The 24,830-nt window shown below is 72.5% G+C and carries 20 protein-coding genes; 6 read left to right on the top strand and 14 right to left on the bottom strand.

What is annotated here, in order from left to right:
• Window positions 1-3: 3 nt before the first annotated feature.
• Window positions 4-1,167 carry an ADP-forming succinate--CoA ligase subunit beta gene (gene sucC, locus EDF38_RS09615; RefSeq protein WP_123355230.1) on the bottom strand — a complete coding sequence of 388 codons (1,164 nt, stop codon included), beginning with the start codon at window positions 1,165-1,167 and terminating at the stop codon, window positions 4-6.
• 280 nt (window positions 1,168-1,447) lie between these two features.
• Here sucC and EDF38_RS09610 point away from each other — a divergent pair, with 280 nt between their 5' ends.
• The 4 genes from EDF38_RS09610 to EDF38_RS09595 all read left to right on the top strand — a co-directional run bounded on the left by EDF38_RS09610 (window position 1,448) and on the right by EDF38_RS09595 (window position 6,083).
• On the top strand, window positions 1,448-3,160 hold the full coding sequence (locus tag EDF38_RS09610; protein ID WP_123355229.1) for an ATP-dependent DNA helicase RecQ: 1,713 nt from the start codon (window positions 1,448-1,450) through the stop codon (window positions 3,158-3,160).
• A gap of 120 nt (window positions 3,161-3,280) precedes the next feature.
• Window positions 3,281-3,691, top strand: coding sequence for an ester cyclase (locus EDF38_RS09605; RefSeq protein ID WP_123355228.1), 411 nt, complete (start codon window positions 3,281-3,283; stop codon window positions 3,689-3,691).
• Between the two features lie 38 nt (window positions 3,692-3,729).
• Entirely contained in the window at window positions 3,730-3,963 is a 234-nt protein-coding gene (locus EDF38_RS09600; protein ID WP_123355227.1) for a hypothetical protein, read from the top strand.
• A gap of 176 nt (window positions 3,964-4,139) precedes the next feature.
• Complete coding sequence (locus EDF38_RS09595; protein WP_148061482.1) at window positions 4,140-6,083, top strand: thioester domain-containing protein; 1,944 nt, start codon at window positions 4,140-4,142, stop codon at window positions 6,081-6,083.
• 63 nt (window positions 6,084-6,146) lie between these two features.
• Here EDF38_RS09595 and EDF38_RS09590 read toward each other — a convergent pair whose 3' ends face one another.
• From EDF38_RS09590 to EDF38_RS09560, 7 genes are all read right to left on the bottom strand, one after another.
• Complete coding sequence (locus EDF38_RS09590; protein WP_148061481.1) at window positions 6,147-10,643, bottom strand: FtsK/SpoIIIE domain-containing protein; 4,497 nt, start codon at window positions 10,641-10,643, stop codon at window positions 6,147-6,149.
• Between the two features lie 23 nt (window positions 10,644-10,666).
• The gene (locus EDF38_RS09585) at window positions 10,667-11,314 is read right to left on the bottom strand and encodes a hypothetical protein (RefSeq protein WP_123355224.1); all 648 of its coding nucleotides are present in this window, start codon (window positions 11,312-11,314) and stop codon (window positions 10,667-10,669) included.
• Window positions 11,311-12,015, bottom strand: coding sequence for a hypothetical protein (locus tag EDF38_RS09580; RefSeq protein WP_148061480.1), 705 nt, complete (start codon window positions 12,013-12,015; stop codon window positions 11,311-11,313). The genes EDF38_RS09585 and EDF38_RS09580 overlap by 4 nt, the downstream gene beginning before the upstream one ends.
• Complete coding sequence (locus EDF38_RS09575) at window positions 12,008-12,565, bottom strand: hypothetical protein (protein WP_148061479.1); 558 nt, start codon at window positions 12,563-12,565, stop codon at window positions 12,008-12,010. The genes EDF38_RS09580 and EDF38_RS09575 overlap by 8 nt, the downstream gene beginning before the upstream one ends.
• Window positions 12,566-12,594: 29 nt before the next feature.
• A complete protein-coding gene (locus EDF38_RS09570) occupies window positions 12,595-13,650 on the bottom strand; it encodes a hypothetical protein (RefSeq protein ID WP_148061478.1) in 1,056 nt (351 codons plus the stop codon).
• Window positions 13,651-13,814: 164 nt separating this feature from the next.
• On the bottom strand, window positions 13,815-14,114 hold the full coding sequence (locus EDF38_RS09565) for a hypothetical protein (protein ID WP_123355220.1): 300 nt from the start codon (window positions 14,112-14,114) through the stop codon (window positions 13,815-13,817).
• A gap of 62 nt (window positions 14,115-14,176) precedes the next feature.
• Window positions 14,177-14,470, bottom strand: coding sequence for a WXG100 family type VII secretion target (locus tag EDF38_RS09560; protein ID WP_123355219.1), 294 nt, complete (start codon window positions 14,468-14,470; stop codon window positions 14,177-14,179).
• Window positions 14,471-14,897: 427 nt separating this feature from the next.
• Between EDF38_RS09560 and EDF38_RS09555 the strand changes: the two genes are divergently transcribed.
• Window positions 14,898-15,365: an FHA domain-containing protein gene (locus EDF38_RS09555; protein ID WP_158613349.1), complete on the top strand. Its 468-nt coding sequence runs from the start codon at window positions 14,898-14,900 to the stop codon at window positions 15,363-15,365.
• Here the strand turns inward: EDF38_RS09555 and EDF38_RS09550 are convergent.
• Together EDF38_RS09550 and EDF38_RS09545 are read right to left on the bottom strand one after the other, a co-directional pair.
• Complete coding sequence (locus EDF38_RS09550) at window positions 15,362-17,782, bottom strand: ATP-dependent helicase (RefSeq protein WP_123355217.1); 2,421 nt, start codon at window positions 17,780-17,782, stop codon at window positions 15,362-15,364. The genes EDF38_RS09555 and EDF38_RS09550 overlap by 4 nt on opposite strands.
• 47 nt (window positions 17,783-17,829) lie before the next feature.
• A complete protein-coding gene (locus EDF38_RS09545; RefSeq protein WP_123355216.1) occupies window positions 17,830-18,816 on the bottom strand; it encodes a glycerophosphodiester phosphodiesterase family protein in 987 nt (328 codons plus the stop codon).
• A 225-nt stretch (window positions 18,817-19,041) separates the two neighbouring features.
• Here EDF38_RS09545 and EDF38_RS09540 point away from each other — a divergent pair, with 225 nt between their 5' ends.
• Window positions 19,042-19,878 carry a Bax inhibitor-1/YccA family protein gene (locus tag EDF38_RS09540; RefSeq protein WP_123355215.1) on the top strand — a complete coding sequence of 279 codons (837 nt, stop codon included), beginning with the start codon at window positions 19,042-19,044 and terminating at the stop codon, window positions 19,876-19,878.
• Window positions 19,879-20,161: 283 nt separating this feature from the next.
• Here the strand turns inward: EDF38_RS09540 and guaA are convergent, their stop codons facing one another.
• The 4 genes from guaA to EDF38_RS09520 form a co-directional block, all read right to left on the bottom strand.
• Complete coding sequence (gene guaA, locus EDF38_RS09535) at window positions 20,162-21,748, bottom strand: glutamine-hydrolyzing GMP synthase (protein WP_123355214.1); 1,587 nt, start codon at window positions 21,746-21,748, stop codon at window positions 20,162-20,164.
• Window positions 21,745-22,188 carry a DUF3817 domain-containing protein gene (locus tag EDF38_RS09530; protein ID WP_123355213.1) on the bottom strand — a complete coding sequence of 148 codons (444 nt, stop codon included), beginning with the start codon at window positions 22,186-22,188 and terminating at the stop codon, window positions 21,745-21,747. Before EDF38_RS09530 ends, guaA begins: the two co-directional genes overlap by 4 nt.
• Window positions 22,189-22,309: 121 nt before the next feature.
• Window positions 22,310-23,128: an SURF1 family protein gene (locus EDF38_RS09525; protein ID WP_148061477.1), complete on the bottom strand. Its 819-nt coding sequence runs from the start codon at window positions 23,126-23,128 to the stop codon at window positions 22,310-22,312.
• An 82-nt stretch (window positions 23,129-23,210) separates the two neighbouring features.
• Entirely contained in the window at window positions 23,211-24,824 is a 1,614-nt protein-coding gene (locus EDF38_RS09520) for a cation:proton antiporter (RefSeq protein ID WP_123355211.1), read from the bottom strand.
• Window positions 24,825-24,830 lie beyond the last annotated feature (6 nt).

Below are 24,830 nucleotides of genomic sequence, written 5' to 3'. Positions count from 1 at the left end.
CCTTTACTTCGAAGCCAGTTCGGCGGCCTTGTCGGCTGCCTCGTCCATGGTCGCGACGACGGTGACGAGCGGGTGCGCTGCCTCCGCCAGGATGCGTCGGCCCTCCTCGACGGCGTTGCCGTCGAGTCGGACGACGAGCGGCTTGGTGGCCGCGTCGCCGAGGATGCCGAGAGCCGCGACGATGCCGTTCGCGACCGCGTCGCAGGCCGTGATGCCGCCGAAGACGTTGACGAACACGCTCTTGACCTGCTCGTCGCCGAGGATCACGTCGAGGCCGGCCGCCATCACCTCGGCGCTCGCCCCGCCGCCGATGTCGAGGAAGTTCGCCGGCTTGACGCCGCCGTGGGCCTCGCCGGCGTAGGCGACGACGTCGAGGGTCGACATGACGAGCCCCGCGCCGTTGCCGATGATGCCGACCTCGCCGTCGAGCTTGACGTAGTTGAGGCCGGAGGCCTTGGCCTTCGCCTCGAGCGGGTCGGCCGCGTCGGCGTCCTCCAGCTCGGCGTGGCCCGGGTGACGGAACTCGGCGTTCTCGTCGAGCGTGACCTTGCCGTCGAGGGCGACGATGTCGCCCTGCTCGGTGAGCACGAGGGGATTGACCTCGACCAGCGTCGCGTCCTCGCCCTCGTAGACGGCGTAGAGCTTGACGATGACGGGCGCGACCTTGGCGATCAGCTCGTCGGGGAAGCCTCCGGCTCGGGCGATCTCCTCGGCCTTGGCGAGGTCGATGCCCGCGCTCGGGTCGACCTCGACGCGCGCGAGCGCCTCGGGCTTCTCGACCGCGAGCTGCTCGATCTCCATGCCGCCCTCGACGCTGCAGAGCGACAGGTACGACCGGGCGGCCCGGTCGAGCAGCACCGAGAAGTAGAACTCCTGGGCGATCTGCGCGCCCCCGGCGATCATCAGGCGCTTGACGACGTGCCCCTTGATGTCGAGTCCGAGGATCGACTCGGCGGCGGCCTCGGCCTCGTCGGCGTTCTTGGCGACCTTGACGCCGCCCGCCTTGCCTCGCCCGCCGACCTTGACCTGGGCCTTGACGACGGTCACGCCGCCGAGCTCCTCAGCCGCCGCCCGTGCCTCCGCGGGGGTGTCGGCGACGATGCCCGGCAGGACCGGCACGCCGTAGGACTCGAACAAGTCCCTGGCCTGGTACTCGAAAAGATCCACGCTGTTCTTCCAATCCGCATCGCTGCGTTCGACTCACCTGGGGACGTCTCGGCATCGAGGCATCGGCTTCTCGACGTCGGGACAACTGGCCTGCGCCAGCCTAGCGCGGTCGCCCTGCGCAGACCGCGCTCCGGCTGCGGCGGAGGACGACGGCTGTCGGGGTACAGCGGTGGAGGGACGGCTGCCGATCGTCTGTGGACGGCGCGCGTGTCGGTGGTCGGAGGCATGGTGTCGAGGGTCTCGCCGCGATCCGGCAGCGAGAGGCAGGACGAGGGCGACCATGACGACGACGACCACCACCACGAGCGAGACCACCGCCGAGCGCATCGCCGAGGCGGCCGACCGGCTCTTCGGCTGGGACGAGCTGCGGCCCGCTCAGACCGAGGCCGTCGAGTCGGTGCTGGGCGGTCGCGACACGTTCGGCATCATGCCGACCGGCTACGGCAAGAGCGCCATCTACCAGGTCGCCGGTGCGCTGCTCGACGGCCCGACCGTGGTCGTCTCGCCGCTGATCGCCCTGCAGGCCGACCAGGTGGCCGGGCTCGTCGGGCACCCCGAGGCCCCCACCGCCGTCGACGTCAACTCCGGCCACACCGACGACGAGAACGACGAGAGCTGGAGGCGCGTGGCGGCCGGCGAGGTCACCTACGTCTTCCTCGCCCCCGAGCAGCTGGCGCGCGACGAGACCGTCGAGCGACTCGCCGCGGCCGGGGTCGCGCTGCTCGTCGTCGACGAGGCGCACTGCGTCTCGTCGTGGGGCCACGACTTCCGCCCCGACTACCTCCACCTCGGCGAGGTGGCCGAGCGGCTCGGCCGTCCGCCCGTCCTCGCCCTCACGGCGACGGGTTCCGGACCGATCCGCGACGAGGTCGTCGAGCGGCTGCGGCTGCGCGACCCGCTCGTCGTCAGCCGCGGATTCGACCGCCCGAACCTCTGGCTGCGCGTCGTGCGCCACGAGGACGAGGCGGAGAAGCGCCGTGCCGTCATCGAGCAGGTGGCCGACCTGACGACCCCGGGCATCGTGTACGTGGCGACCCGGCGCGAGAGCGAGCGGTACGCCGACGAGATCGCCGCACGGTGCCCGGACCGCGTCGTCGAGGCCTACCACGCGGGTCTCCGCTCGGCCGACCGGGGCGCCCTCCACGAGCGGTTCCACGACGGCGGCCTCGACGTCGTCGTCGCGACGAGCGCCTTCGGCATGGGCATCGACAAACCCGACGTCCGCTTCGTCGTCCACGCCGACGTCCCCGAGTCGCTGGACGCCTACTACCAGGAGATCGGGCGGGCCGGTCGTGACGGCGAGCCCGCCGACGCGACGCTGCACTACCGGGCCGACGACCTGTCGCTGCGCTCGTTCTTCGCCTCGGGGCTCCCGTCGCGCGCCCACCTGAAGGCGGCCTTCCGAGCCGTCGCCGACGCTGACGGGCCCGTTCGCCGCAGTGCGGTGGCCGAGGCGGCCGGGCTCAAGCCCCGCCAGGTCTCCCGCCTCCTCGACCTGCTGCTCGAGGCGGGCACGATCGCCGAGTCGTCGCGCGGCTACCGGCCCACGGACGGCTTCGAGGCCGCGACGGCGGCGGAGGCCGCCCGCGACACGGCTGAGTCGCGCGAACGCGTCGAGAAGTCGCGCATCGAGATGATGCGCGGCTACGCCGAGAAGCGCGGCTGCCGCCGCCGGTTCCTCCTCGCCTACTTCGGGGAGGAGGCGTCGCAGCGCTGCGGCAACTGCGACGACTGCCGGGCGGCGGCCGACGAGCCCGACGCGCGGTCCGACGAGCGGGCGCGGGGCGTGTCCCCCGAGAGCGAGCAGGCCGGGTCCGACGACGTCGAGTCGGCGCTCTTCCCCGTCGACGCGCGGGTCGTGCACGCCGCCTGGGGAGAGGGCACCGTGATGAGCACCGAGGGCGACCGCATGACCGTGTTCTTCGAGGCCGAGGGGTACAAGGTGCTCGCGGTCGCCGACGTCGAGGAGCGCGGCCTGCTGCAGCCTGCCTGACCTCGCACCGTGCGACGAGCACGTCCGGGCCCGTCCTTCCCTGGGAGCCTCCACAAGGGTCGGCGTCGCGGTCGGGAGTAGACGAGAACCACCTGACACACGACGGAACGAGAGAACGACATGTCGCGAGACGCCAACCTCCAGACCCAGCAGCTCCTCGGCGAGATCCTGACGGCCCGAGAGGTCGACCGGCTCGGCGAGGGCTTCCACGCCGACGTCGTCGACCACGACCCGGCGCCCGGGGCCCCGGCCGGCGTCGAGGGCATCAAGGCCTTCTGGTCCGACTTCTTCACGGCCTTCCCCGACGCCGACCTCGCCGTCGAGACCCTCGTCGCCGACGACGAGCAGGTCACCGCCGTCTTCACGATCACGGCCACCCACACCGGACCGTTCCAGGGCCACGAGGCGACCGGCAAGACCTTCACGGTGCGCGGCATCCAGGTCGGCCGCTTCGACGGCGACGGCCTGCTGGTCGAGCGGTGGGGCGCCACCGACGAGGCCGGCATGATGCAGCAGCTCGGCCTGGCCTGATCCCCACCTCCACCCCCCCACCCCGGAAGGACCTCACGATGAGCGACACCCAGACCCCCGCAGCCTCCGGCGACGAGCCCTACGACGAGGAGAAGGACTTCGAGGAGAGCCAGCAGATCGTCACGAACGACGCGGTCGCTGGCGAGACGGTGCTCCCCGGAATCGGCGACGGCAACGACGGCCCGACCGGCGGCTCGCCGCGCGAGGCCGAGCCGGGCCTCGCCGAGAACGACCTGGCCGGCGACGAGATCGACCTCGACGAGACCGAGTGACCTCGACCTGGTCCTGATCCGACGACGCCCGCCCCTCGCCTCCCCGACGGGCGGGCGTCGTCGTCGTCGCATCGTCCGCGTCGCCTCTCCCTCCCCCGTCCACCGACGCGCGAGGCCCTCCACAGATCGGCGACACGCAGCCACGACGACGGCCCACCCGACGCCATGGTCGTGGCATGAACTCACGACACGGCCCTCTGGGGCCCCTCCGCCACCGCATGACGACCTCGTTGCTCCTCGTGCTCACCCTCCTCGCCGCGCCGCTCTTCCTCCTCGCCCCGGCCGAGGCCGTGACCTCCACCGGTCTCGGCACGGGTCACCTCTGGCGAGGCGACAACGCCTCCTGGCTCGGCACCTACCGACTCGAGGACGGCCGACAGGCCTTCTGCCTCGAGGCGGGCAAGTCGTCCCCGGTGGGCAACCACTACGACACCGAGACCGGCAGCGAGGTGGTCGGCGTCTCGACGGCCGACCACGCCCGGCTCGCCTACATCGCCCGCACCTGGGGCGACACGGGGGACGCCGACACGGCGGCCGCCGGGCAGCTCGCCGTCTGGACCATCACCGGCCTGAACGGCCACACGCAGCGGTACTACGCCGGGCGGGCCAACGAGCGCTGGCCCATCGTCCTCGAACGCGCCAACCAGATGCTGGCCGAGGCCACCGCCGCCGCGTCGACGTCGGTGACCGGCTCGGTCTCCGTCGACCTCCAGCCCGACGGCACCGGCAGCATCCGGGCCGACCTCGTCGTCGACCGCGTCGGGGGCGGCCCCGAGGAGCTCGGGCCTGCCCACGTCGGCACCGCGACACTGACGGGGGCGGTCTTCGCGGACGGCTCGACACAGGCTCTCCTCCACAACGGGAACGCCCTGCCGTTCACGGCGACGGGCGACCGAGCCCAGATGACCGTGACCGGAGAGGCCCGCTTCGACGACCTGCCGTACGGCCGGGTCATGACGGTCGGCACGAGCCCCGCCGGGTCGCAGCGCATCCTCTTCACCGGCGGCGTCAGCGTCGCCGCGAGCGACGTGGCGAGCGTCGAGTCCCTCTCGCCCCTGCCGTTCCGTCCCACGGTCTCGACGGCGACCAGCGACGTCGTCGCCGAGCCGGGCACCGTCGTCACCGACCAGCTGACGCTCGACGTGCTGCCGGGCGAGGGCCTGCTCTCGGAGTGGGGCCGGTACGAAGCCGACGGCACCTGGTCGCTCGTCCCCGTGACCGTGCGCAGCCGCCTCCTCGGCCCCTTCCGGACACCCGTCGAGCCGCGTGACGAGTGGCCTGCCGACGCGCCCGTGGTGTGCGACGTCGCCGTCGAGGTGCTCGACGGCCCCGGCACCTACGCGACGCCGGGGTGCGAGCTCCCGTCGGGCGGTTGGTACACGTGGGTCGAGACCATCGACCCCGCCGACACCCCCGCCGAGGCGGGTCGCGACCGGGTGCAGGGCTGGCGGTCCGCGTTCGGCACCGCGTTCGAGACCACCTTCGTCCCGTGGGCGCCCCGCATCGAGACCGCCGTCGTGGGCGACCGCGAGGTGCTGCCGGGCAGCTGCGTGAGCGACGCCCTCGACGTCCTCGACGGCAACCCCGCGGCACCGGAGGTGCGGGTCGACACGCTGCTCGTCGGTCCCTTCACCGAGGCCCCGGCCCCCGGCACCGACCTCGGGCCGGTCGCCGAGATCGACGAGTCGCTCCTGGCAGGGCGGGCCGAGACGACCATCGGCGCCGACGGACGCTACGAGGCGCCCTGCATCGTCGCGACGGAGCCCGGCCACTACGTGTTCCTCTTCACCTCCGACGGTTCGGGCTCCGTGGACGACGCGCCACCGGTCGTGCCGGCGTTCGCCGACACCACCGTCCACGAGTCCGAGTCGTTCTCGGTCGTCCGTCCCCCGGCGCCGTCCACGCCGCCGGCCGCGCCGCCGGCACCGGCAGAGTCGGCTCCCGCCGCTCTCGCCTTCACCGGCGGACCGGACGGTCTCCGGATCGTCTCGACGGCCGTGGGCATCGTGCTCGCCGGGCTCGCCCTCGTCGCGGCGGCCTCGACCGGTCACGTGCTCCGGCGTCGGCGGAGGGAGTCGACGGGCCCAGCGGAGTCCGCAGCCACCAGCGCCGGGGCGTGACCGATGGAGGCGTCGACGAGACGGCGGGACGGGTCGCCGTCTCGTCGCCCCTCCACGCTCCGGTCATGCGAGGGGCACCTGCACCTGGACGGTCTCGCCGTCGCCGACGTGCACGTGAGCGATCCCCGGCCGAACGCGGTGCGACGTGGCGCTCTTCGCCAGCCGCACGCCGACGTGGTCGCCGTCGGACGTCGCCTGGGGGCTGAGCACGGCGCCGCACCGGGCGCGTCGCAGGTCGACGTGCCAGCCCGAGAAGCCGAAGCCCAGCTCGGCGACGCTCCCCGCGGCGAGAAGGCCGTGCCTCCCGTCGGCGCAGCCCCGGGCGAAGCGGGCGAGCCAGGGAGCGGAGGGCCCGTCCTTGAGGAGGTCACCGTCGTCGAGGACGAGCACCCGGCGGGGTACGGGCGTCGAGTCGACGCCGTCGGCGACGGTGACGGCTCCGGCGGGGGCTGCCCGCGCGGGCGTCGGGAAGCACTGCTCGAGTTCCTCCCCCGTGACGTCGGCAGACCGCAGGACCGCCACCACTCCCGCCGTCCCCTCGAGCCGACGCAACGGCGACGCGCGCGGCGCCACGACGACCACCTCGCTGCCGCAGAGCAGCAGCGACCGCACCATGCTGAGCAGCACGGTGCTCCGTCCGCTCCGTGCCGGTCCGAGCACGAGGAAGGTCGAGCAGTCCCCGTCGAGATCCGGGCCCACGGGTGCCAGGGCGTCCCCGCCGACGCCCACCATCGCGAAGGCGGTCCCGGCCGACCCCGGGGGGCGGCGCGCCCACGCCTCGTCGAAGCCGAGCGGACCCTCGAGGCGGTCCAGGCGGAAGGGCCGGCGGGCCGCGACGACGTCGCGGTCGCGTTCGGCGGCCCGCTCGGCGTCGGCCCTGATGACGTCCGCCTGCGCTCTGCCCGAGGCGTCGGGCCCCACGACGGCGATCTGCAGCTCGATCGCGGAGCCCGACCGGAAGCACCGACCGTCGACCACGTCCTCGGGCAACGACCGGGGATCGATCCCGGCCAGGGCATAGTCGGTCCGTTCCGCGAGGCGGAGCAGCAGCTTGTCCTCGACGAGCAGCCCGACGCGGCCGGAGACGAGCTGCCGGTCACCCGTGACGACCACGTGCACCCCGACCGCTGCGCCCTCCCGCAGCAGGAGGGTCACGAGGTCGACCAGCTCGCCGTTGTCGAGCTCGCCAAGGGTGGCCACGAAGCCGTCCCACTGGTCGAGGAGGAGGACGATGTGCGGCAGGGCGGCCCCGGGCGACGATCGACGCTGCTCGCCGACGCCGCCCCACCCGCCGGCGGCGAGGACCCCCTGGCGCCGGAGCGTCTCCGCGACGAGACGTGCGAGGAGTCGGCGCGCTCGCTCGGTCTCCGTGCGTCGGACGACCGCGCCGGTGTGCGGCGCGTCGACGAGGGGGAGCAGCGCCCCGCTGCCGCAGTCGAGCCCGTAGAGGTGGACGTCGGCACAGGAGGTCCGGCGGATCACCGACGTCGCGAGCGCCCGCAGCACCTGGGAGCGTCCGCTGCGCGGCGCGCCGGCGACGAAGAGGTGGCCGTGGGCGTCGAGGTCGAAGACCGCGGCGACCTGCCGCTGCGACGCGGGATGGTCCTCGAGCCCGAAGGGCAGGCGCAGCCCGCCGACGGACGGGGCTCGGCGATCGCGCCGAGCCGTCGCGTCGTCGGCGTCGGGACCCCCGACGCCCCCGCCGTCGACGCCCCCGCCGTCGACGTCCAGGTCGTCGAGCGGCAGCAGAGCGGGGAGAGCCGGCAGCCAGGGGCTGTGCGGCGGGCGACCGCCCCGCCGGCGTTCTGCCTCGGCGGCGGCGGACACGAGCCGGACGAGGTCGGTGTCGGCCGGGTCGCCGTCCTCCGTCGGGCCGGTCGGCGTCGGCACGGGCCGGCCGAGGTCGGGCCAACTCATCGGGTCGCAGCGCACGTCGGGCACCGCGGCGGCGCGCCCGACCGACCTGCCGCCGACGCGTCCCGCCTGGAACGGCAGGAGCGCTCCCGCTCCGAGGCGGATGAGGGCACGTCCCGGCGTCGACTTCGACAGGCGGGCGGCGTCCGGCGCGTCGATGACGTCGGAGCTCTCGACGGCGTCCGTGACCCGGAGGGCGATGCGGAGGTTCGTGTTCGCCCGGATCTCCGACGAGACGACGCCTGCCGGGCGCTGCGTGGCGAGCAGCAGGTGGATGCCGAGGGAGCGCCCGCGTTGGGCGACGTCGACGAGACCGGTCACGAAGTCGGGCAGCTCGCGGGCCATGCTGGCGAACTCGTCGATCACGATGAGGAGGCGGGGCAGCGCCTCCAGGTCGGTCCGGGGGTCTCGACGTCGGACGTCGAGGTAGTCCTCGACGTCCTTCGCCGCGGCGGCCGCGAGCAGCCGCTCCCGCCGGTGCAGCTCGGCGCGGAGGGAGGTCAGGGCCCGCTCGACGAGGTGGGCGTCGAGGTCCGTGACCATGCCGACGGTGTGCGGCAGGGGTGCGCAGTCGCGGAAGGCCGCGCCGCCCTTGTAGTCGACGAGCACGAAGGTCATCGACTCGGGCGAGTTGACCGACGCCAACGAGGCCACGACGCTCTGCAGCAGCTCCGACTTGCCCGACCCGGTGGTGCCCGCGACCAGCCCGTGCGGTCCGTCGCGTCGCAGGTCGAACGAGAACGGCCCGTCGAGGCCCTCGCCGACCAGCACGGTCGTGCTCGGGCCGAGCCGCCGCCAGCGGTCGAGGACGGCGTCGGCCGTCGGGTCGTCGAGCCCGAGCACCTCGAGGAGGCGCGACCGGGAGGGCAGACCGCCCGCCTCGCCCCCGTCGTCGACGTCGTCGACCGGTGCGAGCGAGCGCGCCACGAGGTCGTGCCACCCCTCGGGCAGCACGTCGGCCCGGACCTCCTGCACGTCGGCGCCTCGATGCACGGCGACCCCGTGGGTCCTCCGGCCGACGGCGACCACCGTGCTGCACTCCTCCGGGAGCGAGCGGAGGTCGACGTCGAGGCAGACCGCGTGCACGCCCACGGCCGGCCCGTCCTTGAGCACGGTGAGCAGACCGGGCAGCGCCCGCAGCCGGCGGGACCCGTCGACGACGACCACGACGTCGGGGACGGCGAGCGCGCCTCCGCCCGCGCCGCGTGCCTCGCGCAGCGCCCGGTGACGGGACTCGATCTCGGCCACGAGCTCGCTCAGCCGGCGCGAGACCGACTCGGCGTCGGTGCCGATCCGGGCGCGACAGCTCAGCCCGTCGGGGCGTGCGTGCGGGAGCCAGGCCAGCCATCCCCAGTGGCGTTCCGCGTCGGGCTCGGTGAGCACCACGACCTCGAGGTCGCGTGGGCTCTGCAGCACGCCGAGCTGCGACACGACCCACGCCGCGAGCGCGCGGGCCTGCTCGACCGGCCCGTGGAACCCCACGACGCCGCACGCGCCGAGCTCGATCGTGACGGGCACGTCGGCTGCCGGTCGCGCGACCGTGCGGCGGTGCTCCAGCTGGTCGGGATCGTCGATCGTGACGCCCGACGGCCGGTCGGCGGTGCCCACCCGGACGACGAGGTGGTCGGGGTCGCCCCGCCTCCGCTCCCAGAGGCGAGCGCGGCGCCGCAGGGCGATGTCGGCCACGGCGGCGGCGTCCGGGCAGCTCGACCGGAGCTCGTCCTGCAGCCGCGTCACGGCGTCCGAGGCGTCCGCCGTGACGGCGGCCTTCGCCGCGGCGTGGTCCGCCGCCTTCCGCCGGTGCGAGACGCGGCCGTTGCGCTTGTCGTAGAGGTGGTTGCCGATGAGCACCACGGGCGACATGAGACCGAACGCGAGGAACATGCGGCTCTCCGTCACCGTCACCATGACGGCGGCCATCGCGAGCGGCGCCGCCGCGGCGACGAGCGGCAGCGGCCGTCGTGGCGGCGCCGGGGGCTCCGGCGGGTACCGGAACTCGGTGCGGGGCGACTCCGGCAGGAGGCGCGGCGGACGAGCGTGCTGCAGTCGCCCTCCTCCCTCGGCGAGGCGGATCGCGGCCGACGCGCCTCCGCCCGTGGCCACGCTCAGCAGCACGTCCCCGATCGCGACGACCGCGGACGGGCCGATGACGACCGGCTCGGTGAGCGGGTGCCCGTCGACGGTCACGACCGAGGCGGGCCGCAGGTCGTCACCGACCACCTCGCCCGCGACCGGGGTGAGGGTGACGCCGCCGTTGCCGTCGACCTCGGCGAGCGCGGCGACGGCCGGGACGGTCTCCGGGTCGAGCCGCACGGTCGCCCGCGGTGACGACCCGATGACGACGACGCCCGCGTCGACGACGTGCAGCGTGCCGGCTCCCGGTCCGCCGACGACGCGGACCGTCGTGAGGTCCGCCGGGAGGGGCCGCAGACGAGGAGGCGCGCCGAAGGTCAGCGTGCAGCCCTCGAGCATGCGTCCGTCCGACACCGTCGACCCCGGCTGCACCGGCTCGCCGTCGACCGTGATCGGTCCCGCACCGCGGTCGTCGGGCATGCCGAGGACGCGAGCCGCGACCCTCACCATCTCCCCGACCGTGGTCTCGGGTCCGACCTCCCAGGCCACGTCGGCGCGGCGATCGGTCGGCACGTGGAGGATGCTGCCCGCGAGCCTCATCCGCCCGGGACCACGCTGATGCCGCGGACGAGGTCGCGCACGACGGGCTCGAGCGCGGGCACGAGGGCGACCGAGCCCATCTCGCAGGTGATGCGGAGGTCGAACGGCGGGGCGCGGAAACCGTAGACGCTCATGACGGAGCAGACGCCGTCGACCATCGAGTAGCGGAGCGCGTGCTTGCCGGCTCCCAGCGCCTCCGTCTCGACCTCGGTGACGACCGGGGGTTCGATCGCGGGGCTGGCGCTCTCGGTGACGAGGGCCGACAGCTCGACGTCCCGATCCCCCTCGCAGGGCTCGAACTGGATGCGGAGGAGCGAGATGTCGCTGTCCAGGGACGGGAGGTACAGGTACTTCAACTCGTTCGGCGTACGCCAGTCGGCGAGCTTCTCGAGCACGCGCTTGAGCCACTTCCGCTGCGCCCTGGTCGGCGACATCGTCCTCGCGGCGACGGCTCGTCCCGTCGACTCGACCCAGGACGGGGCGTCGTCGTGCCCGTCGTGCGGCCAGGCCGGGGGCAGGCAGATCCAGCGGCCTGGGTCGAAGCCGACTCGGACGTCCCAGCGCTCGGGGTCACGGGTGCGGATGAGCTCGGCCTCGGCGGCGGCGGCCCGGTCGTGGTCGGCGTCAGGCGTGTCGATGGTCATCGTCCTCTTCTCTCGTGGGGGGTGGTGCAGGTGGTCGACGGTGCGTGCCGGTCGCTGAGGACGCGGCCGTGGTCGTCGACCCACCGCACGGTGGTGAGCACGGCGTCGAAGAGCTCGACGAGCGCGTCGGAGATCTGACGGGTGACGCCGTCGTCGAGACCGACCTCCCGCGCCTCGACGACCGTGAGCACGAGGGAGACCAGCACGTCGTCGGCCCCGGTCACGCGGCTCAGGGCCGTCCGCCGGCGGAGCACCCGGCCCTGCGGTCGGGCTCGAGCCCCTGGCTGCGACGGCGGCTCGTCGTCCCAGGCGACGGCGGGTTCTCCGCCGACGGCGAGCACGTCCGCGCCCCGCGTCACCCGTCCGAGGAGCAGGCGGTCGAGGTCGGCGTCCGGGCCGTCACGGACGGAGACCGAGGCGACGACGATGCTCGCCGTCATCCCGGTCTCCTGCAGCGGACCCGCCGTGACGAAGCTGTCGAGCACGACGCCCGCGCCGTCGGCCTCGACGACGGACGACAGCGCGGCGCCGAAGGCGTTCTCGAACTCGGGCGTCACCTCGGCGTCGCCGAGCTGACGCACGACGGCGTCGAGCGCGACCTCGGCCTGCACCCCGCCCGGCACGTGGACGAACCCCGGCGGCTTCATCAACAGGTACGAGTGCGCGACGCCTCCCTCGCGCGGCGCCGACCGTTCACTCACGGGACGCCTCGCCCTTCCGAGGCCAGGCCTCTCGTGACATGCCCCGGTGCGACTCCCGGTCGAGCAGCTCCTCGAACGCTCTCTCGGCCGCTCGTCTGCTCCGCACGGTGACGACGCGACGACGGACAGCCAACGCGCAGGACGAGATCGAGAACGCGAACATCACGGCGGCAGAAGCCAGCGGCCAGCTGATCCCGCCGTCGCCGTACGGGAACGTGAGCCCATAGAGCGAGCAGGCCTCAGCGTCTATGAAGAAGAACGCGGCCGTGAAGGCGGGTTGCTTCCCGCTCGGAGTTCTACCCGGCCTCACCCACATCTCGATTCCCAGCGTCGCGACGAGGGCCGACATCGCAATGAACACGCCCCCGGGGATGTGGAACGGCGGCCATGCCGAGGCGCCGTCGCCCACGTCGACCGCCGACGACGGATCGCCTCGCCCCTGACTCAGCGACACGAGCCTCACGACGTTGTAAGTCATCATCGTGAGCGCCACGACAACCAGGGGCGCGGTGCTCAAGATGTGGCCGACTTGCCACGCCGTGGCCGCCATCGCGCGACGGTGGGCCGGGCTCACGCGGGTCACCGCAGGGCCTCTTCCCGGCCTAGAAGAATGTCATCGAAACGAGCCGAGGCGGCTCGTCCGACGCCGATGAGCGTGTCTCCGATCGCCATCCGCCGGGCCGCGTCGACCCGGCGCAAGATGCTCGCGACGACGACAGGATCATCAGCGAACGCTCCGGGTCTCGACGGACGCAAGAAGTGCAGGAGCCGCCCGATCGCTGGGTCGCCGAATGCTCTCGCCAAGAACCTGTCTCCAAGGCCCGGAGCGGCTCGACTCCACGACGTGGCGACCCATGACGTCGCAAAACTGGTCGAGCAACCTTCATCGATGAGAGCGGCGACACGCCCCGCCGCAACGCCTTTCGTCGCGGCGGTCACGCTGCGGACGAGCAGGGCTCCCGTCCCGAACGAGGCCAAGGAGAGTGCCGCGAAACCGAGTTCTGTCCACGTGCCGGTGCCGGCGGCCAGCCGGGCTGTAGCCAAGGCGAGTACTGCGACGGCGACTCCCAGGAGGACGACGTTCAGTCCGGGGACCCAGAAGGCAGCGGCTGCCAAGATCCAACTGACCGTGCTCACGAAGTCGAGCACGGTGCTGATCCAGGCGTCGTTCTCCTCCATCCACGCCTGGAACGCGTCGTAGCCATCGCCCACGGCGACGGACACGTCGTCCCAGACCGTGTCGCGGAGGCCGTCGTCGGTCGCGGTGTCGATGCGCGCGATCGCGGTGCGGGCCGCGGCCTCGACCGACTCGTGGGCGGCGTCGACGCTCGCGCCGTGGCGCGCGACCATCACGGCGGCGTCGTCGCGGCGGCTGGCCTGCGCCCTCGCCTGCTGGCGGTACCACTCGGTCGACTCGTCGTCGGTGGCGATCATCGCCATCTGCTCGAAGCGCACCTCCAGCGAGGCGGCGGCGTCGCGCCGCTCGACCTCGGCGTCGTACGAGCGGAGCGCGGGCCCAGCCGAGGCCTGCGCCTCGCTCAGCGCCGTCGCGTACCCATGGAGGGCCGACCCCGTCTCGGCATACCGACCGTGGGCCGTGCGCAGCCTCGACTCCAGATCGGCGGCCTTCAGCAAGAACGCATCGACCGCGTCGCTCGACGTCGTCCCCGCGTCGAGCCTGCGGAGCGAGTCGGCCGCGGCCGAGATCGTGGCCGCGACCTCCTCGAAGCGGACGGCCTCCGCCGACACCACGGCCGGGTCGCCCGTCACCCTGGGCTTCGACAGCACGCCGGCGAAGCTCACGACGCACCTCCCTCGTCGATGCTGCCTGCGAGATCGCCGTCGACCGTCGCGAACGTCGTCGCGATCGACCGCGCGGTGCCGGCGAGGTCGCCGACCGCCTCGGCGAGGTCGCGACGGGCGGCGTCCCACGTCGACGAGAACCGCCGCACCCGCTCCGCCAGGGCGTCGTGGCCGAACTGCTCCGTGGCGGCCTCGCCGCCGACCGACGGGCTCTCGAGGGCCCGTCGGGTCTCGGTCAACGACGCCGCGAGGCGGTCGAGGACGTCGCCGTCGAGCTCGAGCGTGTTGCGCGCCATGGCGCTCCTCTCCAGGGGGCGACCGCACCGCCGAGGGCGATGCGGTCGCCGGGACGGGCCGGTCAGCGGATGCTGGAGGCCAGCTGCTCGTCGGCGGACTGCAAGGTCGTGGCCGCGTTCTCGAGGAACGCTGCAAGCCCCTCGATGGCCGCGATCGTCTGCTTCGCACCCGAGGTGAACTCGGTGTACGTGCCCTCGAAGGCCCGCGACGAGCTGTCGGTCACGTAGCCGGACGAGACCAACCCGTCGATCTGGCCCTTCAGCTGGGCCAGCTGGTCTTCGATGGAGCGCTGCCCGTTGCGCAGCTGGGTCGCCTGCGTGCGCAGGTCGTCGTAGGTCACGTTCACGTTCGCCATGGGGATTCCCGTCTCTCGGTGGAGTCGTCAGACCGACGACTGTCATGAATATTCCACATGAGACAGACTGGTGGCGACTTGTCCACAGGAAGGAGCGCTGATCCGCATGAGAAGACGTCCGGGGAGGCGTGAGACGGCGTGGGTGCCACCGGTCGTCGACGACGACGGGATCGCCGCGATGAGGGAGAGCGGGCTGCTCTCCCGGGTCGAGCGCATCCCGCCCGAGGCAGCACCTGGGCCGGCGGTGACCCGCCTCCCCCGCCGACTCGCGGCCCCGCAGCCCACCACGCCGGCCACCTCTCCGCTGAGGACGGACGACCACGACCTCGTCACCGCCGTGCCGGGGCGACCTACCACGAGGCCTACTGCAGCGCCTACGTCGCCACCCGGACCGATGCCGCCGAGCCCCGCCACCCCGGTGCGCCCGATGCCCCGGACGCCCCCGACCCCCGACGCCCACGCCCCCGCATGCGCCCACGCTGAAGCTGACCTCGACGACCTCGACGACCTCGACGCCACCGTCCTGCGCCCGCGCTCCTACGGCCTGGAGGGGCCGGACGGCGGCGTCTCGCCCGTGACCTCCTCCGGGATCGTGGTGGGGAGGAGGCCGGCGGGAGGGCGGTCCTCGACCGCACTGCGCGCCTCCGGGGCGGTGCTCAGCCTGGACGACCCGACGCGACGGTCGTCACGAGAGCACGCCCACGTCTGGGCCGACGACGCCGGAGCCGTCTGGGCCGACGACCTGCACTCGGCCAACGGCACGACGGTCGAGCCCCGCGAAGGCGGTTCGGTCGCGCTCGAGCCGGGTCGGCCCCACCGGCTCAGGTCCGGCGACGCCCTCGTCGTCGGCGACCACCGGCTGACCGTGGTCCGCCTGCCGGCGGGAGCGCCCTAGATCTTCTCGATCGGTGCGACCTTGATCAGCAGCTTCTTGCGGCCGGCGGTGTCGAAGAGCACCTCGGCGATGCGGCGAGCGCCGACGCCCGTGACGGCCATGACGCGGCCCTCGCCGAAGTCGATGTGCGAGATGCGGTCGCCCTGCTCGAGCTCGAGGTCGCCGTTGTCGCGCACCGTGCCGGTGACGCGGTTGGCCCACTCGGTCTTGGGCCGGGTCTTCGCCGCCGCGGTGGCCCGGTCGTAGCTGCCGCCGCCGAACCCGCCGGAGGCGCGGGGCGTGCCCCCGAGACCGCCGCCGCTCCCGTCGCGGCGTGCGTTGAGCGCCCGGGGCTGCGTGCCTCCGCGGCTGTTCGCCGTGCCGGGCGACTGCTTCCAGTCGATGAGCTCGACGGGGATCTCTTGCAGGTAGCGCGACGGCATCGCGACGTTCACCTCGCCGAACTGGGCACGGGTCATCGCGAGCGAGATGAAGAGGTGCTTGCGCGCCCGGGTGATGCCGACGTAGAACAGGCGCCGTTCTTCGGCGGGGCCGCCGGGCTCGCTCGCGGACATGCGGTGCGGCAGCAGGTCTTCTTCGACCCCGGTGAGGAAGACCGCCTCGTACTCGAGGCCCTTCGCCGTGTGCAGGGTCATCAGCGAGACGGTGCCGCTCGAGTCGTCGAGGTCGTCGGCCGCGGCCACCAGCGTGACCTCGGTGAGGAAGTCGAGCAGGGTGCCGTCGGGGTTGTTGCGCTGGAACTCCTTCGTGACCGCGACGAGCTCGTCGATGTTCTCGGCGCGAGCTTCGTCTTGCGGGTCACGGGAGGCACGCAACGCCTCGATGATGCCGCTGCCCTCGATGAGGGTCGTGAGGATCTCGTGCACCGGCGCGGTCGCGGCGGTCGCCTGGACGCCGTCGAGCAGCTGCCCGAGACCGGTGATGGCCCCGGTCACCTTGGGCCCGAGGCCGAGCTCGCCCGCGTTGCGGAGCGCCTCGCGGAGCGGCGCCTCGTGCTGGTCGGCCCAGCGCTGCATGGCGGTCTCGGTCGCGGGGCCGATGCCGCGCTTCGGCACGTTCATGATGCGGCGGAGCGCCATCGGGTCGAGGGGGTTGGCGACCGTGATGAGGTAGGCCATCGCGTCCTTGATCTCGGCCCGCTCGTAGAACTTCGTGCCGCCGAGCACGCGGTACGGGATCGCCGACCGGATGAAGATCTCCTCCAGCGCGCGGGTCTGCGAGTTGGTGCGGTAGAACACGGCCATGTCTTTGTAGGCCATGCCGCCCTCGCGCAGCGTCGCGATCTCGTCGGCGACGAACTGGGCCTCGTCGTGCCCGGTGTAGCCGGTGAACCCGGTGATCTTCTCGCCCGCGCCGACCGTGGTGAAGAGGTTCTTGGCCTGACGGTCGAAGTTGTTCGAGATGACCGCGTTCGCCGCGTCGAGGATGTTCTGCGTCGACCGGTAGTTCTGCTCGAGCAGGATCACCTTCGAGTTCGGGAAGTCGCGCTCGAACTCGACGATGTTGCGGATGTCGGCGCCGCGGAACGCGTAGATCGACTGGTCGGAGTCGCCGACGACGGTCAGCGACGCCCCGGGGATGCGACCGCTGCCGTCGCGCATCGACTGCACGTACTGGCCGCCGCGCTCGAGGTCGTCGACGATGTCGGGGTCGACCGGCCGCGTGAGCTCGCGGATCAGCGAGTACTGCGCGTGGTTCGTGTCTTGGTACTCGTCGACCAGGATGTGGCGGAAGCGGCGCTGGTAGATCGCGGCCACGTGCGGGAAGGCCCGGAAGAGGTAGACCGTCTGCGCGATGAGGTCGTCGAAGTCGAAGGCGTTGGCCCGCTGCAGCTCACGCGTGTACTGGCGGAAGATCTCGAGGAACATCACGTCTTGCGGGTCGCCCGCGTTGATCTGCCGCGAGTACGTCTCGACGTCGCTCAGCTCGTTCTTGAGCTTCGAGATCTTGCCGGCCGCCTGGCTCACCGTGAAGCCGAGCGAGTCGGCGTCGAGCTCTTTCAGGATGCGCTTGAGCAGCGCGCGGGAGTCGGCCGAGTCGTAGATGGTGAAGCTCTTGGTGAAGCCGAACTGCTCCGCCTCCTTGCGGAGGATGCGGACGCAGGCCGAGTGGAACGTGCTGATCCACATGCCCTCGCCCGACTGCCCCACGAGGTGGGCGACCCGCTCGCGCATCTCGGCGGCGGCCTTGTTCGTGAAGGTGATCGCGAGGATCTGGCTCGGCCACGCCTCGCGCGTCGCGAGCAGCCCGGCGATGCGCCGCGTGAGCACGCTCGTCTTGCCCGAGCCGGCGCCCGCCACGATGAGCAGCGACTGCCCCCGGTACTCGACGGCCTCCTTCTGCTGCGGGTTCAGCCCCGCGGTCAAGGGGTCGCCGGGAGCACCGGCAGAGTCAGAGGGCTCGAGCACGATCGTCATGGCCCGGTCAGTCTAAGCCGGGCCACCGACAGCGGCTCGGGGCCCGGTCAGAGGCCGGCGCGGACCGCGACGGCGAGCTCGGGCTGGTCGGCGAAGACCCCGTCGACGCCGAGCTCCATGAGCGCGGCGAACTCCGACTCCCAGTCCCCGGCGGCCGCCTTGCCGCCCGCCTGCCGGTGGGCCTTGGCGAGGAACGCGTTCTCGCACCGGAGGGTCCAGGTGAAGACCTCGAGGCCGGCGGCGTGCGCTCGGTCGACGACCCGCGCCTCCGTCGTGCCGTCGTCGCGGACGAGGGTCTTCTTGTCGAGCGAGACGCCGTGCAGGCCCGCCGCGGCGAGGCCCGCGAGCGACTCCGACGTGAGCTGGTCGACGTACGGCACCGCGTCGCGGCCGTGCCGGGCGACGAGGTCGGCCGCCGCGCCCGACTTCTCGAGCAGGTAGACGGAGCGGCCGCCCACCCCGCGGTCGGCCAGCTGCCCGAGCACCGTCTGCTCGAAGCTCTCGACCGTGAGGCGGGCGTCGTCGACCCAGCCCGCCCGCCGCAGCTCGTCGGCCACGAGCTCGTCGAGGGGCAGCCCGATCGAGGCGAACCACGTCGCGTGCTTGATCTCGGCGACGAGCCCCACGGGGCGGTCGGCGTCGTCGAGCAGGGCGAGGAGGTCGCCGAGCCGCTGGATGCGCCCCTCGCCGTCGTGGGCGGCGCTCGACGGGCGGATCGCCGGCAGGCGCTCCCGGATGCGGAGGGTCGAGAGCTCGTCCCAGGTGAAGTCCTCCGTGAACCAGCCCTCGACGTCGGCGCCGTCGATGCGCTTGCGGGTGCGGCGGTCGCGGAACTCGGGCCGGTCGGCGACGTCGGTCGTGCCCGACACGTCGTTCTCGTGGCGGAGGACGAGCACGCCGTCCTTGGTGGCGACGACGTCGGGCTCGATCGCGTCGGCCCCGAGCTCGATCGCGAGCCGGTACGCGTCCTCACCGTGCTCGGGGCGGTGGCCGCTGGCTCCGCGGTGGGCGATGACGAGGGGGGTCGAGGTCACGCGGCCACGGTAACGGGCGGGGCTGCGTCCTCGGTGACCGGCACCGCGCCTCCCCGTCGGGATCGGTGCAGGCACTGCACGTTCGCTGGCCGCGAATGAGGGCCTCACCAGGGCAAATGCTCAGCCATCCGAGACCTGTCGGCGTTAGCCTTCCCTGAACGGCGACGCCCACCGCGTCACCTCCCGTCTCTCGACGGACACGTCTCACGACAGAAGAGGAACCCCTTGGCATTCTCGAATCCCGGCTTCAGTCAGTCGCCGGCCTTCTCGAAGAACGGCGGGCCGGTCATCCGACAGCAGCAGGCCGCGGCCCAGCAGCCCGTCGCCTTCGACGGCATGACGGCCGAGCAGCTCCAGGACCTGTACAGCAAGCCCGCCGCCGGTCCCGACCAGACCGACCGCATGACCTACGAAGACACGATCACGAAGACGCTGATGGCGTTCGGCGTGGTCGTCGTCTTCGCGGCGATCGGCTGGTTCGTCCCGGCCCTCGCCTTCGTCGGCGCGATCGCCGGGTTCGTCCTGGCCCTCGTCAACATCTTCAAGAAGAAGCCGTCGCCCGCCCTCGTGCTCGCCTACTCGGCGGCCCAGGGCCTCTTCGTCGGCGGCATCTCGGCGATCTTCGAGGCGCAGTGGGACGGCATCGTCACGCAGGCGCTGCTCGGCACCATCTCCGTCTTCGTCGTGACGCTTCTGCTCTTCAAGAGCGGCAAGGTCCGCGAGTCGGCCCGGGCGACCAAGATCTTCATGATCGCGATGATCGGCTACGCCGTCTTCTCGCTGCTCAACGTCGTGCTGATGCTGACCGGCGCCAACTCGAACCCGTGGGGCCTCCGTGGCGCCGAGATCTTCGGCATCCCGATCGGGTTCCTGCTCGGCATCCTCGTCGTGCTCATGGCGGCGTACTCGCTGGTGCTCGACTTCACCAACGTGAAGACGGGCGTCGAGCGCGGCGCCCCGCGCATCTACGGCTGGTCGGCCGCCTTCGGCATCGTCATGACCGTGATCTGGCTCTACGTCGAGATCCTGCGCATGCTCGCGATCCTGCGGGGCAACAACTAGCCAGCCCCAGCACGCACCGACCCCGCGGGGCCCGTTCCGAGAGGGACGGGCCCCGCGTCGTGCGTCCGCGGCCCGACGGCGCCGGAGGCGCGGGTCAGCCGCCGAGGGCGTCGTGCATCCCGGGGTCGAGAGCACCGGAGGCGCGGGCTGGCCGCCGAGGGACGCTCGCGCCCCCGACACCGCGGCCCGGACGCACCACGGGCCGCAGCGGTCTCCCGCTGCGGCCCGTGGTGCGTGCCCTCCTGGCGGGGGGCACCGGTGATCCGGGAGTGACGCGTCGGCGTCACTCCCACTCGATGGTGCCCGGCGGCTTGGACGTGACGTCGAGCACGACGCGGTTGACGCCGTCGACCTCGTTCGTGATGCGGTTCGAGATCTTGGCGAGCACGTCGTAGGGCAGGCGGGTCCAGTCGGCCGTCATGGCGTCCTCCGACGACACGGGACGGAGCACGATCGGGTGCCCGTAGGTGCGCCCGTCGCCCTGCACGCCGACCGAGCGGACGTCGGCCAGCAGCACGACCGGGCACTGCCAGATGTCGTCGTCGAGGCCGGCGGCGGTCAGCTCGGCACGGGCGATCGCGTCGGCCTCGCGCAGCAGCTCGAGGCGCTCGTGCGTGACCTCGCCGATGATGCGGATGCCGAGGCCGGGCCCGGGGAAGGGCTGGCGGCCGACGATGACCTCGGGCAGGCCGAGCTCGCGGCCGATGGCGCGCACCTCGTCCTTGAAGAGGGTGCGCAGCGGCTCGACGAGCTCGAACTGCAGGTCTTCGGGCAGACCGCCCACGTTGTGGTGGCTCTTGATGTTGGCCGTGCCCGTGCCGCCGCCGCTCTCGACGACGTCGGGGTAGAGCGTGCCCTGCACGAGGAACTTCACGGCGGAGTCGCCCTCGGCCGCCGCCTCGAGCACGAGCGCCTCAGCGGCGCCCTCGAAGCTGCGGATGAACTCGCGCCCGATGATCTTGCGCTTCTGCTCGGGGTCGGTGACGCCGGCGAGCGCGTCGAGGAACTGCTGCTCGGCGTCGACCGTGACGAGGCGGACGCCCGTCGAGGCGACGTAGTCCTCCTCCACCTGGCGACGCTCGTCGGCGCGCAGCAGTCCGTGGTCGACGAAGACGCAGACGAGCTGGTCGCCGACGGCCTCGTGAACGATGGCCGCCGCGACGGCGGAGTCGACGCCGCCCGACAGGCCGCAGATGACCCGCGACGAGCCGACCTGATCGCGGATGCGGGCGACCTGCTCGGCGATGACGTTGCCGCTGTTCCAGTCGGCAGGGATGCCGGCAGCACGGTGCAGGAAGTTCTCGAGCACGGCCTGGCCGAACGACGAGTGCTTGACCTCGGGGTGCCACTGCACGCCGTAGAGCTTGCGGGCGTCGCTCGAGAAGGCGGCGACGGGCGTCGCGGCGCTCGAGGCGAGCACGTCGAAGCCCTCGGGGGCCTTCGAGACGGAGTCGCCGTGGCTCATCCACGTCGTCTGCGAGGTCGGCTGGCCCGAGAGCAGCGTGCTGTCGCCCTCGGCCAGGGTCACGTCGGTCGCGCCGTACTCGCGCTGACCCGTGCGCGACACCTCGCCGCCGAGCGCTTTCGCCATGGCCTGGAAGCCGTAGCAGATGCCCAGCACGGGCACGTCGAGCTCGAGGATCGCCGGGTCGAGACCGGGCGCGCCGTCTTCGTAGACGCTCGAGGGGCCGCCGCTGAGCACGATGCCCACGGGGTTCTTCGCGGCGATCTCGGCCGCCGTGATCGTGTGCGGCACGATCTCGGAGTAGACGTTCGCCTCACGGACGCGGCGCGCGATCAGCTGCGCGTACTGGGCGCCGAAATCGACGACGAGGACGGGGCTCTGGGCCGTCTCGGTGGCTTCTGTCACGCGGGTGCTCCCTCGGGGGTCGTGCGGGTCTCGGCGACCAGCGCTGCGTGCTCACGCAGGGCCAGCTTGGTCATGTGGCTCTCGACGAAGAACGAGAGGAAGGGCACGACTCCGCCGAGCGCGATGATGATGAACCGCGAGAACGGCCAGCGCATCAGGCTCCAGAGGCGGAAGTCGGCGAAGAGGTAGACGACGTACAGCCAGCCGTGCGCGATGAGGATCGCCGTCGACAGGTTGAAGCCCGTCGTGATGCTGTCCTTCGGGACGAGGAAGTCGCCCGAGCCGCCGAGCTGCATCTCGAGCTGCAGCGGCGTGTACTTGAAGACCATCTCGAAGACGAGCAGCAGCAGCATCACGCCGGTGACGTACGCGGAGACCTTGTAGAACGTCACGGCCCCGGGGATCTTGGGGATGTCGCGTTGCCGGGGCTTCAGGGGCATGCGGACGATCTTACCCGCGCGCCCTGCGCCGCCCCGACGAGCCCGGACGGCGTCGAGCGACCGGCCGACGAGGCGGGCCGGGCCCCGCGGCGGGGCACGGAGGGACCGCGGGAGGCGCGGGTCAGGCGGTCTCGCCCCGCGCCTCCGCGTCCTCGTCGATCTCTCGTTCGAAGGCGTCGCGCACGAGCCGGAACCAGAGGAAGATCGCGAAGCCGGCGAAGACGACCCACTCGATGGCGTAGAAGACGTTGAGCCAGTTCAGCGAGACGTCGGTGCGGGGGGCGGCCGAGTCGATGGCGTCGAGGCCGCCGACCGGGTCGGACGCGACGACGAAGCCGGCGTAGACGTCGCCCACCGGACCGTCCCACTCGTTGACGAGGGCGGGCACCGAGACGACGGTGTCGAGGCCCTCCTTGAACGCACCGTCGGAGGGGGCGTCGCTCGGCGAGTAGCGACCCGTGAGCGTGACGTCGCTCGTGGTGGCGACCGCCGACTCGGCGTCGACCGCGCCCTGCTCGTCGGCGGACCAGCCCAGGGCCACGACGACGGAGGCGCCGTCGGCGCCGTCGACCAGCCGCCCGATGAGCCACCAGCCCTCGACGCCGCCGTTGACCCGGTCGCTCACGACGCGGAAATCGTCGGCCGCGAAGCGCCCCGTGACGCTGACCATCTGCCCGCCCACGCTGTCGTAGAACGGCGACTGCGGCTCGACCGCGTCGGAGAGCACCTTCACCGTCTCGGTCTCGGGGTTCGCGACCTGGCCGCTCTCGATGCTGCGCTCGATCTGCCAGTGGCCGAGCCAGGCGAAGACGCCGGCGATGACGAGCGAGAGGGCGAGCATCGCGATCCAGCGCGGGCGACGGGCGACCTGCCACATCGTCTCGGGGAGCACGGAACCGTCGTGAGCACTCGTGACGGGGCGTTGCTCGGTCTGGCTCACGGGGTCGATCGTACCCGCGGTCGTCGGCGTCCCCGCTGGGTGCCGGCCCGGAGGTCGCCGGGCCGGCACGGCGGGCCGGGGCTCAGTACTCGGGGTCGCGCTGGCGGGTCGACTGCTGGTCGGACTGCTGGCCCGCCTGCTCGGCCCAGATCGCCCGCTCCGTCGCGTCGAGGTCGTCGAGGGCGTCGAGGTCGTCCTCGGCGTCGACGTCGTCGTCGGTGGCGAGGCCGTCGCCGTCCGCGCGGAAGCGTGCACGCACCACGTCGGGGGCCGGAGCGGTCGCCGTGGGCACCACCCGCCGCCGGCGGGGTCCCACGGGGTCGCCGTCACCGTCGTCGTCGTCTCCCCCGGCGCCGGACGTGACCGGGGCGTCGCCGGCGAGCGCCGCCTCCACCAGGGCGATCTCCTCGGCGTGCCGGTCGTCGCGCTCGCGTCGGCGAGCCTCCGCCGCGGCCTCGGCGGCGGCGGCCTCGTCGACGGAGCCGGCGCTCCCGCCTGCGCCGCGCCCGCCGCGGCGCGCGCCCGACCGGCGCCGCAGCCGGAGCACGGAGGCGCCGATGCGCTCGGAGTTCGCCGCGAGCAGCGGCCCCATCACCGCCATGACCAGCACGTAGAGCCCGGCGAACGGCTGCAGCAGCGGGTTGAGCCCCGCCCCGGCCGACAGCGTCGCCAGGATGAGCGCGAACTCGCCGCGGTTCTGCAGGATGAACGACGTGTTGAGGCCGGCCTGCGGCCCCAGCTTGTTGAGCCAGGCGACGAACTGGCCGGCCACGAGGTTGAGGGCGACCGTGATGCCGATCGCCGCCGCCACCGGGCCCAGCACGCTCGGGAACAGCGACGGGTCGAGCCCGAGCCCGAAGTTGAGGAAGAAGAACGCGCCGAACACGTCGCGCATGGGCAGCGCGAACTGCTCCACCCGGTTGCGGTAGCGGGACGCCCCGACGATGAGGCCGATGAGGAAGGCGCCGATGGCGTCCGTCACGCCGAGCACCTCGCCGAGCCCGGCGAAGAGCACGGCGAGCCCGAAGAAGAGGACGGTGAAGAGCTCGTCGTCGCGGGTGCGCATGAGCTTCGAGACGACCTTGCCGCCCCAGCGCGCCACCGCGAACATCGTGACGAGGAAGGCGAACGCGACCGCCAGCTTGATGATCACCGGGATCGGGTCGGTCTCGCCGCTGATGACGACCGAGACGATCGCGAGGTAGATCGCGATGAAGATGTCCTCCACCACGGTCACCCCGAGGATCATCGGCGTCTCGCGGTTCGCCAGCCGGTTGAGCTCGATGAGCAGCTTCGTCACGATCGCGCTCGACGACGTGGCCGTCATGCCCGCCACGATGAGCGCTTCGCGCGTGCCCCAGCCGAGCATGAAGCCGAACGCGAGGCCGACCCCCATGTTGACGGCGATGTAGGTGCCGCCCGACACGATGAGGCGGCCCGCGTTCGAGAAGAACTCGTCCTGGTCGAACTCGAGGCCGAGGTTGAACAGGAGCAGGATCAGCCCGAAGATCGCGATCAGCTCGATGCTGTGCGAGTCGAAGCTGATCGGGAACCAGCCCGTGTTCGTGCTCGCCAGCAGGCCGACGATCATGTAGATCGGGATGGTGGGCAGGCCGATCAGCTTGCCCGCGCGTCCGAGCCCGTAGGCCAGCAGCAACAGGATGCCGAGGACGATCAGTTCTTCGCCCAGGTGCACCGGCGA

This window comes from Frigoribacterium sp. PhB160, from assembly GCF_003751785.1.
Taxonomy (GTDB): domain Bacteria; phylum Actinomycetota; class Actinomycetes; order Actinomycetales; family Microbacteriaceae; genus Frigoribacterium.
This window is presented reverse-complemented; position numbering and strand designations above follow the sequence as displayed.

Excerpts from the sequence above, each read along its gene's own strand:
- EDF38_RS09610 (WP_123355229.1), top strand. The coding sequence starts at position 1,448 with ATGACGACGACGACCACCACCACGAGCGAGACCACCGCCGAGCGCATC.
- EDF38_RS09605 (WP_123355228.1), top strand. The coding sequence starts at position 3,281 with ATGTCGCGAGACGCCAACCTCCAGACCCAGCAGCTCCTCGGCGAGATC.
- EDF38_RS09600 (WP_123355227.1), top strand. The coding sequence starts at position 3,730 with ATGAGCGACACCCAGACCCCCGCAGCCTCCGGCGACGAGCCCTACGAC.
- EDF38_RS09595 (WP_148061482.1), top strand. The coding sequence starts at position 4,140 with ATGAACTCACGACACGGCCCTCTGGGGCCCCTCCGCCACCGCATGACG.
- EDF38_RS09585 (WP_123355224.1), bottom strand. The coding sequence starts at position 11,314 with ATGACCATCGACACGCCTGACGCCGACCACGACCGGGCCGCCGCCGCC.
- EDF38_RS09575 (WP_148061479.1), bottom strand. The coding sequence starts at position 12,565 with ATGGCGGCCACGGCGTGGCAAGTCGGCCACATCTTGAGCACCGCGCCC.
- EDF38_RS09565 (WP_123355220.1), bottom strand. The coding sequence starts at position 14,114 with ATGGCGCGCAACACGCTCGAGCTCGACGGCGACGTCCTCGACCGCCTC.
- EDF38_RS09560 (WP_123355219.1), bottom strand. The coding sequence starts at position 14,470 with ATGGCGAACGTGAACGTGACCTACGACGACCTGCGCACGCAGGCGACC.
- EDF38_RS09555 (WP_158613349.1), top strand. The coding sequence starts at position 14,898 with ATGCCCCGGACGCCCCCGACCCCCGACGCCCACGCCCCCGCATGCGCC.
- EDF38_RS09550 (WP_123355217.1), bottom strand. The coding sequence starts at position 17,782 with ATGACGATCGTGCTCGAGCCCTCTGACTCTGCCGGTGCTCCCGGCGAC.
- EDF38_RS09530 (WP_123355213.1), bottom strand. The coding sequence starts at position 22,188 with ATGCCCCTGAAGCCCCGGCAACGCGACATCCCCAAGATCCCCGGGGCC.